Source organism: Streptomyces sp. TLI_185 (assembly GCF_003814765.1).
GTDB lineage: Bacteria > Actinomycetota > Actinomycetes > Streptomycetales > Streptomycetaceae > Streptomyces.
This window is the reverse complement of the sequence record NZ_RKRB01000001.1, coordinates 2101845-2118257: the sequence shown is the minus strand read 5'-3', so window position 1 is coordinate 2118257 and position 16413 is coordinate 2101845. Positions and strand designations below refer to the sequence as shown.

The window sequence follows — 16413 nt, the reverse complement described above, 5'->3', positions numbered from 1 at the left end:
CACGGCAGCTGACGTCCCGTCTTCTGCCTGTTTGGTGATACCCGGGCTGTTTGCGCCGTACGCCGGAAGGACACAACAGGAGTACGGGTCTTTGCAGTTCAGAGGCCCACAGCAGGGAATCACTTGGCGTGGAAGGCTGTTGGTCATGGCGATAGCGCAGCCCGAGCGGGGCGGGCTGCTGCCCGAACGTACGGGCCCCCTTCGCGGCACACTCGCCACCACCGCCTGCATGGAGACACTGCAGGTGGGTTATCTGCACGCCGTCGCCGCGGCGGCCGGCTGCTCGCTGTCGCAGCCGTTTCCGGACAACGGCATCGACTGGCACGTCAGTCACGGCTCGCCCGGGCACACCGTCGACGACGAGGTGACCATCAAGGTGCAGCTGAAGTGCACGTACCAGGTCCCGCCGAACCCGCCGGGGCGCTTCTTCTCCTTCACGCTCGACAACGACCATCTGCGCAAGCTCGCGCGCACGCCCGTCTCGGTGCACAAGATCCTGGTCGTGATGCTCGTCCCGAGATCCCAGGACGACTGGCTGCGCGCCAGCCACGACCGTCTCGACCTGCGGCACTGCTGCTACTGGGTCAACCTGGCCGGCCAGCCGGTCACCGGGCGGACCCGGACCACAGTGCGGATACCGACCTCACGCATCTTCGACGACCGGGCGCTGTGCGAGATCATGACGCGGGTCGGGGCCGGAGGCAGACCATGACGCACCGCCCGCTTCAGGAGCCACTGCGGCCCGTCAGGCCGCACCCGGTCGAGGCCTCCTGGCACCGTCCCCCCGAGCCCGACGAGGTCGACCCCGCCGTGCTCAGCGCCCTGCTGCAGCGGCACGGCTGGGAGCGGCGCGGCGGAGCCGCCGGACGCTACGGCCGCTGGACCCCGCCCGGCCCCGGCGGCGGCGGGACGAGCCTGCTCGTGCCCGAGAGCCGCGCCTTCCCCGACAGCGACGACCTGCTCGGCGAGGCGCTCGTCGCGCTGACCCGCAGCGGTACGCCCTCCGCGCGCGAGGTACTGGTCGGACTCGCCGTGCCCAGCGACGAGATCCGCTGGTGGCGGGATGTGCCGAGCGGTCCGGCCGGCTCCGCGCCCTGGGTGGTCGAGGAGCAGCTGCGCGCCTCCGCCCGCCAGATGCTGCTCGCCGGGGCGCTCGCCACGCGCGCGCGTGCGGGCTATTACGGCGCCCGGCACCGCCGTGCCGCCGCCGCGCTGCTGGAGAGCGTCCTCGTCGGCTCCGCGGCCGGCGGCGGGCGACTGACCGCCTTCGTGCCCGTCGGTACGGGACGGCAGCTCGCCGTGCGCCTCCACCAGGCTCTGTACGCCGCCCGCGAGGCCATCGACTACCAACGCGCCACCGGAGGTATGGATGCCTTCGACGGCGCCGTCGAGGCAGGCGTGAGTCGCGAGCTCACCGAGGCGCTGATCGCCCTCGTACGCGGCACCGAGGGCGCCAGGATCGCCGTCGAGTGGGCACCGGCCGCCGGGGTGCCCGAGGACTGCGTGGCGGGCGTCGAGCCGGTGGAGTTCTCACCGGGCGACCTGCCCGCGCTGCGTGAGGCGGGGGCCCGCTATCTGCGCGAGGAGCCGTCCGTGCCCGTGCGGATCACCGGCACGGTGGTGCGGATGCGCAGGTCGGGGCCGCGCGGGGAGGGCAGCGTACGGCTGCGGGTGATCGCGGGAGCCGAGGTGCCGCACGTCCGGATCACGCTGGACGAGGAGGACTACCGCATCGCCGGGCACGCCCACCTCGTAGGGCTGCCCGTGCGGCTGCACGGGCGGCTGGAGAGCCGGGGCGGCTTCCGGCGGCTGACGGGGGCGTCCGGCGTGGCACCGGTGCAGGTGGAGGAGGCGGAACGGGACCGGCTCATGAAGTCCCTGCAGGAGAACCTCGACTTCTTCGAGGAGGCGTGCAGCGGGGAGGACGACGACTGAGCGCGGGCCTGCCTGCACAAAGGGCGACCGTTTCGCGGTCGGAGGGTCGGGGTCGGTACGATCCCCTATTGCGCGCGCTCCTGGTATGGCGCCGCACCCCACCTTCAGTCAGGAGAGACCGGTGTCAGACGTCCGTGTGATCATCCAACGCGATTCCGAGCGGGAAGAGCGCGTGGTGACGACGGGCACTACGGCCGCCGAGCTCTTCGCCGGCGAGCGCTCGATCGTCGCCGCGCGCGTGGGAGGCGAGCTCAAGGACCTCGCCTACTCGCCGGCCGAGGGCGAGGTCGTGGAGCCGGTGGAGATCTCCTCCGAGGACGGTCTCAACATCCTGCGCCACTCCACCGCGCACGTGATGGCGCAGGCCGTGCAGGAGCTGTTCCCCGAGGCCAAGCTGGGCATCGGCCCGCCGGTCAAGGACGGCTTCTACTACGACTTCGACGTCGAGAAGCCGTTCACGCCCGAGGATCTCAAGGCCATCGAGAAGAAGATGCAGGAGATCCAGAAGCGCGGGCAGAAGTTCGCCCGTCGTGTGGTGACCGACGAGGCGGCCCGCGAGGAGCTGGCGGACGAGCCGTACAAGCTGGAGCTGATCGGCCTCAAGGGCTCGGCGTCGCACGACGACGGTGCCGACGTCGAGGTCGGCGCCGGCGAGCTGACGATCTACGACAACCTGGACGCCAAGACCGGTGACCTGTGCTGGAAGGACCTCTGCCGCGGTCCCCACCTGCCCTCCACCCGGAACATCCCGGCGTTCAAGCTGATGCGCAACGCGGCCGCCTACTGGCGCGGCAGCGAGAAGAACCCGATGCTCCAGCGCATCTACGGCACCGCCTGGCCGTCCAAGGACGAGCTCAAGGGCTACCTCGACTTCCTCGCCGAGGCCGAGAAGCGCGACCACCGCAAGCTGGGCTCCGAACTCGACCTGTTCTCCATCCCGGAGCAGATCGGCTCCGGCCTCGCCGTCTTCCACCCCAAGGGCGGCATCGTCCGCCGCGTGATGGAGGACTACTCGCGCCGCCGCCACGAGGAGGAGGGCTACGAGTTCGTCTACACCCCGCACGCGACGAAGGGGAAGCTCTTCGAGACGTCCGGGCACCTGGACTGGTACGCCGAGGGCATGTACCCGCCCATGCAGCTCGACGAGGGCGTGGACTACTACCTCAAGCCCATGAACTGCCCGATGCACAACCTGATCTTCGACGCGCGCGGCCGCTCCTACCGTGAACTCCCGCTGCGCCTCTTCGAGTTCGGGACCGTGTACCGGTACGAGAAGTCGGGCGTCGTGCACGGTCTGACCCGTGCCCGCGGCTTCACCCAGGACGACGCGCACATCTACTGCACCCGTGAGCAGATGTCGGAGGAGCTCGACAAGACGCTCACCTTCGTCCTCGGCCTGCTGCGGGACTACGGCCTGACCGACTTCTACCTGGAGCTCTCCACCAAGGACCCGGAGAAGTTCGTCGGCTCCGACGAGGTCTGGGAGGAGGCCACCGAGACGCTGCGCCAGGTCGCCGAGAAGCAGGGCCTGCCCCTGGTCCCGGACCCGGGTGGCGCCGCCTTCTACGGCCCGAAGATCTCCGTCCAGACCAAGGACGCCATCGGCCGGACCTGGCAGATGTCGACGATCCAGCTCGACTTCAACCTGCCGGAGCGCTTCGACCTGGAGTACACGGGTCCGGACGGCTCCAAGCAGCGCCCGGTCATGATCCACCGCGCGCTGTTCGGCTCGATCGAGCGGTTCTTCGCGGTGCTCCTGGAGCACTACGCGGGCGCCTTCCCGGCGTGGCTGGCCCCGGTCCAGGCGGTCGGCATCCCGATCGGCGACGGGCACGTGGACTACCTGGAGAAGTTCGCCGCGGCCGCGAAGAAGCAGGGCCTGCGGGTCGAGGTCGACTCCTCCTCCGACCGCATGCAGAAGAAGATCCGCAACGCCCAGAAGCAGAAGGTGCCCTTCATGGTCATCGCGGGCGACGAGGACATGTCGGCCGGTTCCGTCTCCTTCCGCTACCGCGACGGTTCGCAGGAGAACGGCATCCCGTTCGACGAGGCCATCGCGAAGATCGCGAAGGTCGTGGAGGACCGGGCGCAGGTCTGACCGGCCGGTTCGATCGGCTGGCCTGATCCGCTGGTGTCCGAGGGCCCTCGGGAGGTTCAGCCTCCCGGGGGCCTTTCGTCGTTCTCCTGGGAGAAGACCTGCAGCAGCCAGGAGGCGAAGGTGCCGGTCACCGCGCCGAGCAGCGCCAGCCCGACGGCCATCATCCCGACCGCGAGCAGCCGTCCCAGCGGCGTCACCGGCACGACGTCCCCGTAGCCTGCGGTGGAGAAGGTCTCGCAGGTCCACCAGAGGGCGTCCCCGAAGGTGCGCATCGTGGCGTGCGGTGCCCCGCGTTCCTGCTGGAAGACGGCGAGCGCGCCGGAGAAACCGAGCAGTGCGGCGGACAGCCCGGCGTACACGATCACGCGCGCGTGCAGCGCGAGACGCGGCTGGCCGTGCCGCCGCTGCACCGCTTCGTACAGCTTGACGATCCGCAGAGGTCTCAGCTGTGGCAGGACGAGCACCAGCGTGTCCAGCAGGTGCGTCCGTACGAAGCGCAGCCGCTGCCCGCTCAGCCGCCAGCGCACCGCGTAGTCGACGGCGAACAGGGCCCAGGTTGTGAACAGCAGCGCGAGGCACAGGTCCTGCCAGGCGTCGTGCAGACCGGGAGCCAGGACGCGGACCGCGTACGAGGCGAGGAAGACCAGGGATGCCACGGCGAGCGGAATCTCCGCACGCTGCTCCCAGCGGGTGTCGCGACTGTCATCGTCCACCGGCCCAGCTTGGCCCGGCGGGCTTTTCTCACAACCCCGCCGACACGCCGCGAACGGGCGACGCCATATGCTGCATGGCATGACGAGTGAGCCGGAGCAGCAGTTGGGAGTAGGGGTCCAGGACGCGTTCCAGCGCCTGTGGACGCCCCACCGGATGGCCTACATCCAGGGCGAGAACAAGCCGACCGGCCCGGGTGCCGACGACGGCTGCCCCTTCTGCTCCATCCCGGCCAAGTCCGACGAGGACGGGCTGATCGTCCGGCGCGGTGAGCAGGTCTACGCCGTGCTCAACCTGTACCCGTACAACGGTGGACACCTCATGGTCGTCCCCTACCGCCATGTCGCCGACTACACGGACCTCACGCACGCCGAGACCGTCGAGCTCGCCGCGCTCACCAAGCAGGCCATGACGGCCCTGCGTACCGCCTCCGGTGCCCACGGCTTCAACATCGGCATGAACCAGGGCACGGTCGCAGGCGCCGGCATCGCGGCCCACCTCCACCAGCACATCGTCCCGCGCTGGGGCGGCGACACGAACTTCATGCCGGTCGTCGGCCACACGAGGGTGCTGCCGCAGCTGCTGGCGGACACCCGGAAGATGCTGGCGGAGGCCTGGCCCTCGTAACCGCTACGCGTCGTACACGTCGGCCTTCTTCGGCGTCGGGTCCTGGACCTGGGTGCTCAGGAACGCCGACCTCGTGCCGAACTTCTCCGTGTCCACGCCGTTCTCCTCGAGGACCCGTATCGCCGCCGCGTGCACCACCCGCAGCACCGGCGTGGCGGCGCGAAGGGCGTCGTCGGCCATGAAGCGGTGGCGCCAGGGCTGGTCGGCCCAGGCGTGACGGAGGCCGAAGGGCTCGGGCAGGGCTATCGTGCCGCCCAGCCAGTTCAGCAGGGGCGGGTACCAGGAGAGCGGGGCGCGGACGGCCAGTCGTACGACCTCGTCGGTGGTGACCAGCGGGAGGGCCACCTTCCGGGTCTCCCACGGCTTGAACGACTTCTGGACCTCCTTCGTCGGCGCCTCGGGCTTGCTGGTGAACAGGGAGTTCACGGGACCGAGCGCATGCCCGGTGACCTCGATGCGCAGCGTCTCGTGCAGCACGGTCACCGTGATCATCATGGTGATGACCAGCTGCCCGTCCCACAGGGTCCACTGCACGCCCAGGTAGTGCCGGTCGCCCGCGCCGAACTGCTGCTTGTTGCAGATGTCCTGTATCGCGTGGGACTTCACCTGGTATGCGTCCACGTCCGTGCCCTCGGGCCGGGCCACCTCCTTCGCGCCCTCGCCGATCGGCGTGACGATCCAGTGCCGTACGGAAGGGGTCGGGAAGCCGCCGGTGTTCAGCGTGTTCCGCTCCAGCATGCGCAGTTGGTCGTGGATCGAGCGGATGACGTCCCAGCTGCGGAAGGGGTGGATCTCCCGGGTCGGGTCGGCGGGCACCAGGTCCTCCGCGAGCTGCCAGCTGCCCCAGCGGGTGCCCATCCCGAGGATGCCTTTGGGGCCGGCGTAGAACACGGAGTTGGACTGCTGCTCGGCGCTCAGCTTGGCCAGCGACTGGCGCAGCAGGTCGGCCTTCGTCTCGCCCGGGCTGGTCGGCACCGCCTCGGGCACCTTGGCCCCGACGCTGCTGCCCGCCAGCAGGCTGTCCCAGCGCTCGCGCAGGTCCTTCGCCGTCCGCTCGCAGATCTGCCGGGCCCAGAACCAGCCGATGACCGGCATGATCACCGAGGCCCGGGCATACCAGGCCCAGAAGCCCGTGAACGGCATGCGGATCAGGAAGATCACGGCGAGGGCGCCCACCGCCACCAGCAGGGTGGTGGCCAGCGCCCCGGCCCGCTTGTCGTCGCGCTTGGCGACGGTGGTGCGGATCGAGAAGACCAGCAGCCAGACGAGGAGCCCCGGCAGGAACAGCAGGCCGCACAGCACCATCACGATGCTCAGCAGATTGTCGCGGTCCTTGCGGATGTTGTTCGCGGCCAGGCAGTGCTCGACGACGACCGGGGGCTCGGCGCCGAAGGACTGGATGAGCGGCTTGCGGCCGGACCCCACCATGCGGTCCACGACCGCCCGCGAGAAGGCCTCACCCAGGTTGGGCCGGAATATCCTCGCCCACTTCAGGCCGGGTTTGACGGTGGTCTGGTGCCACTCGTTGTCGGCCTTCTTGATGTCCGCCACCGGGTTGTCCCGGTAGGCCGCCGAGGCCAGCGCGAACGTCGCCGTCTGGCCCTCGTTGCCGGTGCGCGGCACCTGAGGGCCGAAGATGTCCCCGTAGCCGCTCTCAACGGTCATTCCCGCCCCCGATCGCCGCCGGCCTCGCTTCTGCGGCTTTCCCGACTTCCTTGCTCCGCACACCTGTTGATCAAGCCGGCACGGTGATCCCGTCACAACTTGATCAGGTCATCAGCGTATCCGCAGGCACCGACATTCGTCGGCGGACGGCCGAAGCCGCCCGCCGACGGAGGGGAGCGTTCCACAAAAGCGACTTGGAAGCGCCCGGCGCCAACTACGAGGCGTCGCGCGCCTCTTCACGAATCCTTTCTGCGATCTGCGGGGGCATCGGCTCGTGTCGTGCGTAGGAGCGGTTGAAGCGGGCGGTGCCGTGCGACATGGACCGCAGGTCGATGGCGTACCGCCCGATCTCGATCTCGGGCACCTCGGCCCGGATGAGTGTCCGGCCGCCGGTGGTCTGTTCCGTGCCCAGCACCCGGCCGCGCCGTCCGGACAGGTCGCTCATCACGGCGCCCACATAGTCGTCGCCGACCAGGACGGCCACCTCGGCCACCGGTTCCAGCAGGTGGATCTTCACGTCGGCCGCCGCCTCCCGCAGCGCCAGCGCGCCGGCCGTCTGGAAGGCCGCGTCCGAGGAGTCCACGGAGTGCGCCTTGCCATCCAGCAGGGTCACCCGCACGTCGATGAGCGGATAGCCCGCGGCAACTCCCTTGGCCGCCTGTGCCCTTATGCCCTTCTCGACCGATGGGATGAACTGCCGCGGCACCGCGCCGCCGACCACCTTGTCCACGAACTCGATGCCCGAGCCGCCCGGCAGCGGCTCCACCTCGATCTCGCAGATCGCGAACTGCCCGTGCCCGCCGGACTGCTTCACATGCCGGCCACGCCCCGCCGCCTTGCCCGCGAACGTCTCCCGCAGGGAGACCTTGTGCGGTACGACGTCGACCTGGACGCCGTAGCGGCTGCGCAGCCGTTCCAGCGCGACGTCCGCGTGCGCCTCGCCCAGGCACCACAGCACCACCTGGTGGGTGTCCTGGTTCTGCTCGAGCCGCATGGTCGGATCCTCGGCGACCAGCCGGGAAAGCCCCTGCGAGAGCTTGTCCTCGTCCGCCTTGCTGTGCGCCTCGATGGCGAGCGGCAGCAGCGGGTCGGGCATCTGCCACGGCTCCATCAGCAGCGGGTCGTCCTTGGCCGAGAGGGTGTCGCCGGTCTCCGCGCGGTTCAGCTTCGCCACACACACCAGGTCGCCCGCGATGGCGTGGGTCACGGTGCGCTGCTGTTTGCCGAAGGGGGTGGAGAGGGCGCCGATGCGCTCGTCGACATCGTGGTCCTCGTGCCCGCGGTCCGCGAGCCCGTGCCCGGACACGTGCACCGTCTCGTCGGGGCGCAGCGTGCCGGAGAAGACACGGACCAGGGAGACCCGGCCGACGTAGGGGTCGGAAGCCGTCCGCACGACCTCGGCGACCAGCGGGCCGTCCGTGTCGCAGGTCTTCAGCTCGCGCGGCTTGCCGTCGATGGTGGTGACACCGGGCGTGGGGTGCTCGAACGGCGTCGGGAAGCCGCCCGTGACCAGCTCCAGCAGTTCGACGGTGCCGAGGCCCTGCCGGGCGCCGTCGGCCGCGGGGGCGGCGGCCAGGACCGGGAAGAAGACCCCGCGTGCGACGGCCCGCTCCAGGTCCTCGACGAGCGTCTTGAAGTCGATCTGCTCGCCGCCCAGGTAGCGGTCCATGAGGGTCTCGTCCTCGCTCTCCGAGATGATTCCCTCGATCAGCCGGTTGCGGGCCCCCTCGATCTCCGGCAGCTGGTCCTCGCCCGGCTCCGACTCCTTGCGCTCGCCGGACGAGTAGTCGAAGAGTTTCTGCGACAGCAGCCCGGTCAGCCCCGTCACGGGCGCGTGTCCGTCCGGACCCTGCGGGCCGTGCAGCGGCAGGTAGAGCGGGAGCACGGCGTCGGGGTCGTCCCCGCCGAAGGCCTCCGCGCAGGTCCGCGTCATCTCGTCGAAGTCCGCCCGGGCGGCCTCCAGATGGGTGATCACGATCGCCCGTGGCATGCCGACGGCCGCGCACTCCTCCCACACCATGCGGGTCGAGCCGTCCACGCCGTCGGAGGCCGAGACGACGAAAAGGGCCGCGTCCGCCGCTCGCAGACCGGCCCTCAGCTCCCCGACGAAGTCGGCGTATCCGGGGGTGTCGAGAAGATTGACCTTGATGCCGTCCCATTCGACCGGCACCAGGGAGAGCTGCACCGAACGTTGCTGCCGGTGCTCGATCTCGTCGTAGTCGGAGACGGTGCCGCCGTCCTCCACGCGGCCCGCCCGATTCACTGCCCCCGCGGTGAGCGCGAGAGCTTCCACCAATGTCGTCTTGCCCGATCCGGAGTGGCCGACCAGCACCACATTCCGTACGGACGCGGGGTGGTCGGCCGCTGTTGCCCTGCCGGCGGCTCCGGGGTGTGCGCTTGCCTTGTCGCCCATGGCCTTGCCTCCCGTGCACGGTGAGGTCACTGTGGGCGCGGGCATGCCGGGCCGCGTGCGGTGGCGGCTCCGATGACGCCCGCGGTCCTTCGAGCTTTCCACTCCCGTCACGGTGCGTCCATACGACGGACGTGATCGCGCCGCCCGCCGCCGGTCCGGGCCGTCCGCCGGATCTCGCCACGACGTCCGGGTGCCCGGCAGTCGCACACGCGCGCGCGTGGCTACGATGGGCCAGCCGGAGGCCAGCAGGGGCCGCGGCCACACCGACCGTCGGGAAGGCCATGCTGAACAAGTACGCGCGTGCATTCTTCACGCGTGTCCTCACGCCGTTCGCCGCGTTTCTCATCCGCCGGGGCGTCAGCCCCGACACGGTCACGCTCCTCGGCACCGCCGGGGTGATCGCGGGCGCGCTGGTCTTCTACCCCCGGGGGGAGTTCTTCTGGGGCACGGTCGTGATCACGCTGTTCGTGTTCTCCGACCTCGTCGACGGCAACATGGCCCGCCAGCTGGGCCGCACCAGCCGCTGGGGCGCCTTCCTGGACTCCACGCTCGACCGGGTGGCCGACGGCGCGATCTTCGGCGGTTTCGCCCTCTGGTACGCGGGAAGCGGCAACGACAACGTCCTGTGCGCCGTCTCGATCTTCTGCCTGGCCAGCGGCCAGGTGGTGTCGTACACCAAGGCCCGCGGCGAGTCGATCGGCCTGCCGGTCGCCGTCAACGGGCTCGTCGAGCGCGCCGAGCGCCTGGTCATCTCACTGGTCGCGGCCGGGTTCGCGGGACTGCACAAGTTCGGTGTGCCGGGCATCCAGTACCTGCTGCCGGTCGCCCTGTGGATCGTCGCCGTCGGCAGCCTGGTCACGCTGATCCAGCGGGTGGTCACCGTCCGTCGCGAGTCGGCGGAGGCGGAGGCCGCGGCGGCCACCCCGGAGAACGCCTCACAGGGCAGCGAGGCGGCGAAGTGAGCCCCCGCGATCAGCTGACGGACGCGCTGTACGGCCTCGGCTGGGGCACCGTCAAGAAGCTCCCGGAGCCCGTCGCCGTACGGCTCGGCCGTTCCATCGCCGACCTCGCCTGGAAGCAGCGCGGCAAGGGCGTACGGCGCCTGGAGAGCAACTACGCGCGCGTGGTGCCCGATGCGAGCCCCGAACGCCTCGCCGAGCTCTCGCGCGCGGGCATGCGCTCGTACCTGCGCTACTGGATGGAGTCCTTCCGGCTCCCGGCGTGGAGCGCCGAGCGGATAAAGGGCGGCTTCGACCCCAAGGACGTGCACTACCTGACCGACGGGATCGCCTCCGACCAGGGCGTCATCCTGGCGCTCCCGCACATGGCCAACTGGGACCTCGCCGGGGCCTGGGTCACCACCAAGCTCGAGACGCCGTTCACGACGGTCGCCGAGCGCCTCAAGCCCGAGACCCTCTACGACCGCTTCGTCGCCTACCGCGAGGGCCTCGGCATGGAGGTCCTGCCGCACAGCGGCGGCACCGCCTTCGGCACGCTCGCCCGGCGGCTGCGCGACGGCGGCCTGGTCTGCCTGGTCGCCGAGCGCGACCTGTCGTCCTCGGGCGTCGAGGTCGAGTTCTTCGGCGAGGCCACCCGGATGCCGGCCGGCCCCGCCCTCCTCGCCCAGCAGACCGGCGCACTGCTCCTGCCGGTCACGCTCTGGTACGACGAGTCGCCCGTCATGCAGGGGCGTGTGCACCCGCCGGTCGAGGTACCGGAGACAGGCAGCCGGGCCGAAAAGACGTCTGTCATGACACAGGCGCTGGCCGATGCCTTCGCCACCGGGATCGCCGACCATCCGGAGGACTGGCACATGCTCCAGCGCTTGTGGCTCAAGGACCTCGACCCCGCGAAGAAACCCCCGGCTCCCGGGAAGGGCACGTCGTGAGGATCGGCATCGTCTGCCCGTACTCCTGGGACGTGCCGGGCGGCGTCCAGTTCCACATCCGCGACCTCGCCGAGTACTTCATCCGCCTGGGCCACGAGGTGTCGGTCCTGGCCCCCGCCGACGACGACACGCCCCTGCCGCCGTACGTCGTCTCGGCCGGCCGCGCGGTCCCGGTGCCGTACAACGGCTCGGTGGCCCGGCTGAACTTCGGGTTCCTGAGCGCCGCCCGGGTCCGGCGCTGGCTGCACGACGGCGGGTTCGACGTCGTCCACATCCACGAGCCGACCTCGCCGTCGCTCGGCCTGCTGACCTGCTGGGCGGCGTCGGGTCCGATCGTGGCCACCTTCCACACCTCCAACCCGCGCTCGCGGGCGATGATCGCCGCCTACTCGATCCTCCAGGCGGCTCTGGAGAAGATCAGCGCCCGGATCGCGGTGAGCGAGTACGCGCGCCGCACGCTGGTGGAACACCTCGGCGGTGACGCGGTCGTCATCCCGAACGGCGTCGACGTGGACTTCTTCGCCCGGGCCGAACCCAAGGCCGAGTGGCAGGGGGACACCATCGGCTTCATCGGCCGCATCGACGAGCCCCGCAAGGGCCTGCCGGTGCTCATGAAGGCGCTGCCCAGGATCCTCGCCGAGCGCCCGCAGGCCCGGCTGCTGGTCGCCGGGCGCGGGGACGAGGAGGAGGCGGTCGAGTCGCTGCCCGCCGAACTGCGCCCGCGTGTGGAGTTCCTCGGCATGGTCAGCGACGAGGACAAGGCCCGCTTCCTGCGCAGCGTGGACCTGTACGTGGCGCCGAACACCGGCGGCGAGAGCTTCGGCATCATCCTCGTCGAGGCCATGTCCGCCGGCGCTCCCGTCCTCGCCTCCGACCTGGACGCCTTCGCCCAGGTCCTGGACCAGGGCGCGGCGGGCGAGCTGTTCGCCAACGAGGACTCCGACGCGCTGGCCGAGGCGGCTCTGCGGCTGCTGGCGGACCCGGAGCGCCGGGCCGAGCTGCGGGAGCGCGGGAGCGCCCACGTACGGCGCTTCGACTGGTCGACGGTCGGGGCGGACATCCTGTCGGTGTACGAGACGGTGACGGCGGGAGCGGCCGCGGTCGCGGCGGCGGAGGACGAGCGGGGCCCGGGCCTTCGGGCGCGGTTGGGGCTGGCGCGGGACTGAGCGCTCCGCGGGCTGTGCCGATGTGCGGCTCCGCCGCCGGGCAGTGATGGGTCGTCTGTCGGCTGCGGTGTCGTCGTGGCTGGTCGCGCCCGCGCGGCGGTGGCCGCACATGACGACAGCCCGGCGCCCCTTCAGGGCGCGGCTGTCGTATCGATGTGCGGCTCCGCCGCGGGGTGGCGGACACCGCCCGGGAACTGCGCCTCGTGGCCGACCGGGCGCGCATGCCAGGGCCGATGACGGCGAGCCGATCCGCCGGCCAGGCCTGGTGACGTTGGCGGCCGACGCTGATCGCAGCTGACTCTCGGCGTCCCGCTAACCTTGCCGCCCGTGACCGCAACCCTCATCTGGATCCTCGTCGCCCTCCTCGCGATCGGCCTGTACCTGAGCTGGACGGCGGGCCGCCTGGACCGGCTGCACGCCCGTATCGACGCAGCGCGCGCCGCGCTCGACGCGCAGCTGCTGCGCAGGGCCTCCGTGGCCCAGGAACTCGCCACCTCCGGCGTCCTCGACCCGGCCGCCTCGATCGTCCTGTACGAGGCGGCGCATGCGGCCCGGCAGGCCGAGGAGGAGCAACGGGAGGTCGCCGAGAGCGAGTTGAGCCAGGCACTGCGGGCGGTCTTCGCGGAGGCGCAGCAGGTGGAGGCGGTGCGTGAGGCACCGGGCGGGGAAGCGGCCGCCGGCGAGCTCACCGAGGCCGTACGTCGGGTCCCGATGGCCCGCCGCTTCCACAACGACGCGGTGGGCGCGGCCCGCCGTCTGCGCGAACACCGCAAGGTCCGCTGGTTCCGCCTGGCCGGCCACGCCCCCTTCCCGATGGCCTTCGAGATGGACGACGAGCCCCCGTCGGCACTGGCCGACCGGGCGGCCTAGGAGACCGCCGGCCATGACTGACGGGAGACGCCGTGTCTTCCTCGACCTGGAGGGCAACGACAACGGCACGGTTTTCGTCATCGTGGCGGCGCCGACCGGAGTGGTCTACGAGGTCCAGGGCGGTGGGTACGGCTGCGTACCGTACGCGCTGGAGGGCTATCTGCTCCCCGTGCCGGGGCGCGGCCTCGACGAGGAGCTGAAGGACATCTTCGTCGGCGAACTGCAGGGGGCGGGTGCCCAAGGGCTGACCTGGCCTCCGTCGCTGCTGGAGCGGCTGCGGGGCGCGGTCGCCCTGCATGTCTACGGCTCCGCGAACCGGGACGACCTGTACCCCGCGCCCCTCGTCCTCGACGAGTCCCGGCTGGCCGAGGCGGACGAGGCGTGGGTGCCGGTGCTGACGCCGGACGGGCCGGGCGTACTCGTGTGGGAGAACTCCGACTGAGGTGCCCTGCGCGGGCCACGGACGCGAAAAGGATCCACCGTCTCCGCATTGGCCCTTGCTGTGGACTGGCCCACTCGCGTTTCCTCGGAGCTTGCAGAAGCCCTCTTTCACCGAGTGAGGTCAACCCGTGTCCAGCACGCTCTCCGAAAACCAGGCCCCCGAGACCGGCACCGCGCGCGTGAAGCGCGGAATGGCCGAGCAGCTCAAGGGTGGCGTGATCATGGACGTCGTCACGCCGGAGCAGGCGAAGATCGCCGAGGACGCGGGCGCCGTCGCCGTCATGGCCCTGGAGCGGGTCCCGGCCGACATCCGCAAGGACGGCGGCGTGGCCCGGATGTCCGACCCGGACATGATCGAGGGCATCATCGAGGCCGTCTCCATCCCGGTCATGGCCAAGTCCCGCATCGGCCACTTCGTCGAGGCCCAGGTGCTGCAGTCCCTCGGCGTCGACTACATCGACGAGTCCGAGGTCCTCACCCCGGCCGACGAGGTCAACCACTCCGACAAGTGGGCGTTCACCACCCCCTTCGTCTGCGGTGCCACCAACCTGGGCGAGGCCCTGCGCCGTATCGCCGAGGGCGCGGCCATGATCCGCTCCAAGGGCGAGGCCGGCACCGGCAACGTCGTCGAGGCCGTCCGCCACCTGCGCCAGATCAAGAACGAGATCGCCAAGCTGCGCGGCTTCGACAACAACGAGCTGTACGCCGCCGCCAAGGACCTGCGCGCCCCGTACGAGCTGGTCAAGGAGGTCGCCGAGCTCGGCAAGCTCCCGGTGGTGCTGTTCTCCGCCGGTGGCGTCGCCACCCCCGCCGACGCCGCGCTGATGCGCCAGCTCGGCGCCGAGGGCGTCTTCGTCGGCTCCGGCATCTTCAAGTCCGGCGACCCGGCCAAGCGCGCCGCCGCCATCGTCAAGGCGACCACCTTCTACGACGACCCCAAGATCATCGCGGACGCGTCCCGCAACCTCGGCGAGGCCATGGTCGGCATCAACTGCGACACCCTCCCCGAGGCCGAGCGCTACGCCAACCGCGGCTGGTAAGGCACTGGATCACATGAACACCCCCGTCATAGGCGTCCTGGCCCTCCAGGGCGACGTACGGGAGCACCTCATCGCCCTGGCCGCGGCCGACGCCGTGGCCAGGCCGGTCAGGCGCCCCGAGGAGCTCGCCGAGGTGGACGGCCTGGTCATCCCCGGCGGCGAGTCCACCACCATCTCCAAGCTGGCCGTCCTCTTCGGCGTGATGGACCCGCTACGCGCGCGCGTGCGTGACGGAATGCCCGTCTACGGCACCTGCGCGGGGATGATCATGCTCGCCGACAAGATCCTCGACCCGCGCTCCGGCCAGGAGACCATCGGCGGCATCGACATGATCGTGCGCCGCAACGCCTTCGGACGGCAGAACGAGTCCTTCGAAGCGGCGGTCGACGTCCGGGGTGTCGAGGGCGATCCTGTAGAGGGCGTTTTCATCCGCGCCCCCTGGGTCGAGTCCGTCGGCGCTGAGACCGAGGTTCTCGCCGAGCACGACGGCCACATCGTCGCGGTCCGCCAGGGCAACGCGCTCGCCACGTCGTTCCATCCGGAACTGACCGGCGACCACCGCGTGCACGCCTTGTTCGTCGACATGGTGCGCGCGTACCGGACAGCGGAGTCCTTGTAGGATCTCTGGCGTTCGTTCATAGATGGGTTACGCGAAGGAGACAGGCAGATGTCCGGCCACTCTAAATGGGCCACGACGAAGCACAAGAAGGCCGTGATCGACGCCAAGCGCGGCAAGCTCTTCGCGAAGCTGATCAAGAACATCGAGGTCGCTGCGCGCATGGGCGGCGTCGACCTGGACGGCAACCCGACGCTCTACGACGCCGTGCAGAAGGCGAAGAAGTCGTCGGTTCCGAACAAGAACATCGACTCCGCGATCAAGCGCGGCGGCGGTCTCGAGGCCGGTGGCGCCGACTACGAGACGATCATGTACGAGGGCTACGGCCCCAACGGCGTCGCGGTGCTCATCGAGTGCCTCACCGACAACCGCAACCGCGCCGCCTCGGACGTGCGGGTCGCCATGACCCGCAACGGCGGCAACATGGCCGACCCCGGCTCGGTGTCGTACCTCTTCAACCGCAAGGGCGTCGTCATCGTCCCCAAGGGCGAGCTGAGCGAGGACGACGTCCTCGGCGCCGTCCTGGACGCGGGTGCCGAGGAGGTCAACGACCTGGGCGAGTCCTTCGAGGTGCTCAGCGAGGCCACCGACCTGGTCGCGGTCCGCACCGCCCTCCAGGACGCCGGGATCGACTACGACTCCGCCGAGGCCAACTTCGTCCCGACCATGCAGGTCGAGCTGGACGAGGAGGGCGCCAAGAAGATCTTCAAGCTGATCGACGCGCTCGAGGACAGCGACGACGTGCAGAACGTCTTCGCCAACTTCGACGTCAGCGACGAGGTCATGGAGAAGGTCGACGCGTAACGCTGCCGCGAACTGAGCGGTTTCGGCGGGCCGGTGGGACAACACGTCCCACCGGCCCGCGGCCGTTGTCGGTGGCAGCAGTTAGCCTGGCTGGAGTCAAAGATCACCGCCCACGGACCGCAACCATCAATTGAGGAAC

Annotated in this window: 15 protein-coding genes; 12 read left to right on the top strand and 3 right to left on the bottom strand. The window is 70.4% G+C overall.

Annotation, left to right across the window (positions count from 1 at the left end; all coding sequences use genetic code 11):
* Nucleotides 1-145: 145 nt before the first annotated feature.
* The 3 genes from EDD92_RS09585 (at nt 146) to thrS (ending at nt 4033) form a co-directional block, all read left to right on the top strand.
* Nucleotides 146-712: a DUF4365 domain-containing protein gene (locus EDD92_RS09585; protein ID WP_030949409.1), complete on the top strand. Its 567-nt coding sequence runs from the start codon at nt 146-148 to the stop codon at nt 710-712.
* Nucleotides 709-1935: a hypothetical protein gene (locus tag EDD92_RS09580; RefSeq protein WP_123963908.1), complete on the top strand. Its 1227-nt coding sequence runs from the start codon at nt 709-711 to the stop codon at nt 1933-1935. Before EDD92_RS09585 ends, EDD92_RS09580 begins: the two co-directional genes overlap by 4 nt.
* A gap of 121 nt (nt 1936-2056) precedes the next feature.
* Entirely contained in the window at nt 2057-4033 is a 1977-nt protein-coding gene (thrS, locus tag EDD92_RS09575) for a threonine--tRNA ligase (protein ID WP_123963907.1), read from the top strand.
* A gap of 56 nt (nt 4034-4089) precedes the next feature.
* Here thrS and EDD92_RS09570 read toward each other — a convergent pair whose 3' ends face one another.
* The gene (locus EDD92_RS09570; protein ID WP_123963906.1) at nt 4090-4746 is read right to left on the bottom strand and encodes a potassium channel family protein; all 657 of its coding nucleotides are present in this window, start codon (nt 4744-4746) and stop codon (nt 4090-4092) included.
* Nucleotides 4747-4813: 67 nt separating this feature from the next.
* Here EDD92_RS09570 and EDD92_RS09565 point away from each other — a divergent pair, with 67 nt between their 5' ends.
* Nucleotides 4814-5371, top strand: a complete 558-nt coding sequence (locus tag EDD92_RS09565; RefSeq protein WP_037886466.1) for an HIT domain-containing protein — start codon at nt 4814-4816, stop codon at nt 5369-5371.
* 3 nt (nt 5372-5374) lie between these two features.
* On the opposite strand, the gene EDD92_RS09560 is transcribed toward EDD92_RS09565, so the two are convergent.
* Nucleotides 5375-7036 carry a hypothetical protein gene (locus tag EDD92_RS09560; RefSeq protein ID WP_123963905.1) on the bottom strand — a complete coding sequence of 554 codons (1662 nt, stop codon included), beginning with the start codon at nt 7034-7036 and terminating at the stop codon, nt 5375-5377.
* A gap of 214 nt (nt 7037-7250) precedes the next feature.
* Entirely contained in the window at nt 7251-9449 is a 2199-nt protein-coding gene (locus tag EDD92_RS09555) for an elongation factor G-like protein EF-G2 (RefSeq protein WP_123963904.1), read from the bottom strand.
* A 281-nt stretch (nt 9450-9730) separates the two neighbouring features.
* Here EDD92_RS09555 and pgsA point away from each other — a divergent pair, with 281 nt between their 5' ends.
* The 8 genes from pgsA (at nt 9731) to EDD92_RS09515 (ending at nt 16274) form a co-directional block, all read left to right on the top strand.
* Complete coding sequence (pgsA, locus tag EDD92_RS09550; protein ID WP_123963903.1) at nt 9731-10411, top strand: phosphatidylinositol phosphate synthase; 681 nt, start codon at nt 9731-9733, stop codon at nt 10409-10411.
* Nucleotides 10408-11337 (top strand): phosphatidylinositol mannoside acyltransferase, encoded by a 930-nt coding sequence (locus EDD92_RS09545; RefSeq protein WP_123963902.1) that lies wholly within the window; start codon nt 10408-10410, stop codon nt 11335-11337. Before pgsA ends, EDD92_RS09545 begins: the two co-directional genes overlap by 4 nt.
* A complete protein-coding gene (locus EDD92_RS09540; RefSeq protein WP_123963901.1) occupies nt 11334-12503 on the top strand; it encodes a glycosyltransferase family 4 protein in 1170 nt (389 codons plus the stop codon). Before EDD92_RS09545 ends, EDD92_RS09540 begins: the two co-directional genes overlap by 4 nt.
* Nucleotides 12504-12821: 318 nt before the next feature.
* On the top strand, nt 12822-13373 hold the full coding sequence (locus EDD92_RS09535; RefSeq protein WP_123963900.1) for a hypothetical protein: 552 nt from the start codon (nt 12822-12824) through the stop codon (nt 13371-13373).
* A gap of 13 nt (nt 13374-13386) precedes the next feature.
* Nucleotides 13387-13815, top strand: a complete 429-nt coding sequence (locus EDD92_RS09530; RefSeq protein WP_123963899.1) for a DUF6210 family protein — start codon at nt 13387-13389, stop codon at nt 13813-13815.
* A 127-nt stretch (nt 13816-13942) separates the two neighbouring features.
* Nucleotides 13943-14854: a pyridoxal 5'-phosphate synthase lyase subunit PdxS gene (gene pdxS, locus EDD92_RS09525; protein ID WP_123963898.1), complete on the top strand. Its 912-nt coding sequence runs from the start codon at nt 13943-13945 to the stop codon at nt 14852-14854.
* 13 nt (nt 14855-14867) lie between these two features.
* Nucleotides 14868-15473, top strand: a complete 606-nt coding sequence (gene pdxT / locus EDD92_RS09520) for a pyridoxal 5'-phosphate synthase glutaminase subunit PdxT (RefSeq protein ID WP_123963897.1) — start codon at nt 14868-14870, stop codon at nt 15471-15473.
* A gap of 48 nt (nt 15474-15521) precedes the next feature.
* Nucleotides 15522-16274, top strand: coding sequence for a YebC/PmpR family DNA-binding transcriptional regulator (locus EDD92_RS09515; protein WP_123963896.1), 753 nt, complete (start codon nt 15522-15524; stop codon nt 16272-16274).
* Nucleotides 16275-16413 lie beyond the last annotated feature (139 nt).

Coding starts and splice junctions, on each gene's coding strand:
- EDD92_RS09555 (WP_123963904.1), bottom strand. CDS start 9,449: ATGGGCGACAAGGCAAGCGCACACCCCGGAGCCGCCGGCAGGGCAACA.
- EDD92_RS09530 (WP_123963899.1), top strand. CDS start 13,387: ATGACTGACGGGAGACGCCGTGTCTTCCTCGACCTGGAGGGCAACGAC.
- pdxT (WP_123963897.1), top strand. CDS start 14,868: ATGAACACCCCCGTCATAGGCGTCCTGGCCCTCCAGGGCGACGTACGG.
- pgsA (WP_123963903.1), top strand. CDS start 9,731: ATGCTGAACAAGTACGCGCGTGCATTCTTCACGCGTGTCCTCACGCCG.
- EDD92_RS09560 (WP_123963905.1), bottom strand. CDS start 7,036: ATGACCGTTGAGAGCGGCTACGGGGACATCTTCGGCCCTCAGGTGCCG.
- EDD92_RS09580 (WP_123963908.1), top strand. CDS start 709: ATGACGCACCGCCCGCTTCAGGAGCCACTGCGGCCCGTCAGGCCGCAC.
- EDD92_RS09565 (WP_037886466.1), top strand. CDS start 4,814: ATGCTGCATGGCATGACGAGTGAGCCGGAGCAGCAGTTGGGAGTAGGG.
- EDD92_RS09585 (WP_030949409.1), top strand. CDS start 146: ATGGCGATAGCGCAGCCCGAGCGGGGCGGGCTGCTGCCCGAACGTACG.
- EDD92_RS09515 (WP_123963896.1), top strand. CDS start 15,522: ATGTCCGGCCACTCTAAATGGGCCACGACGAAGCACAAGAAGGCCGTG.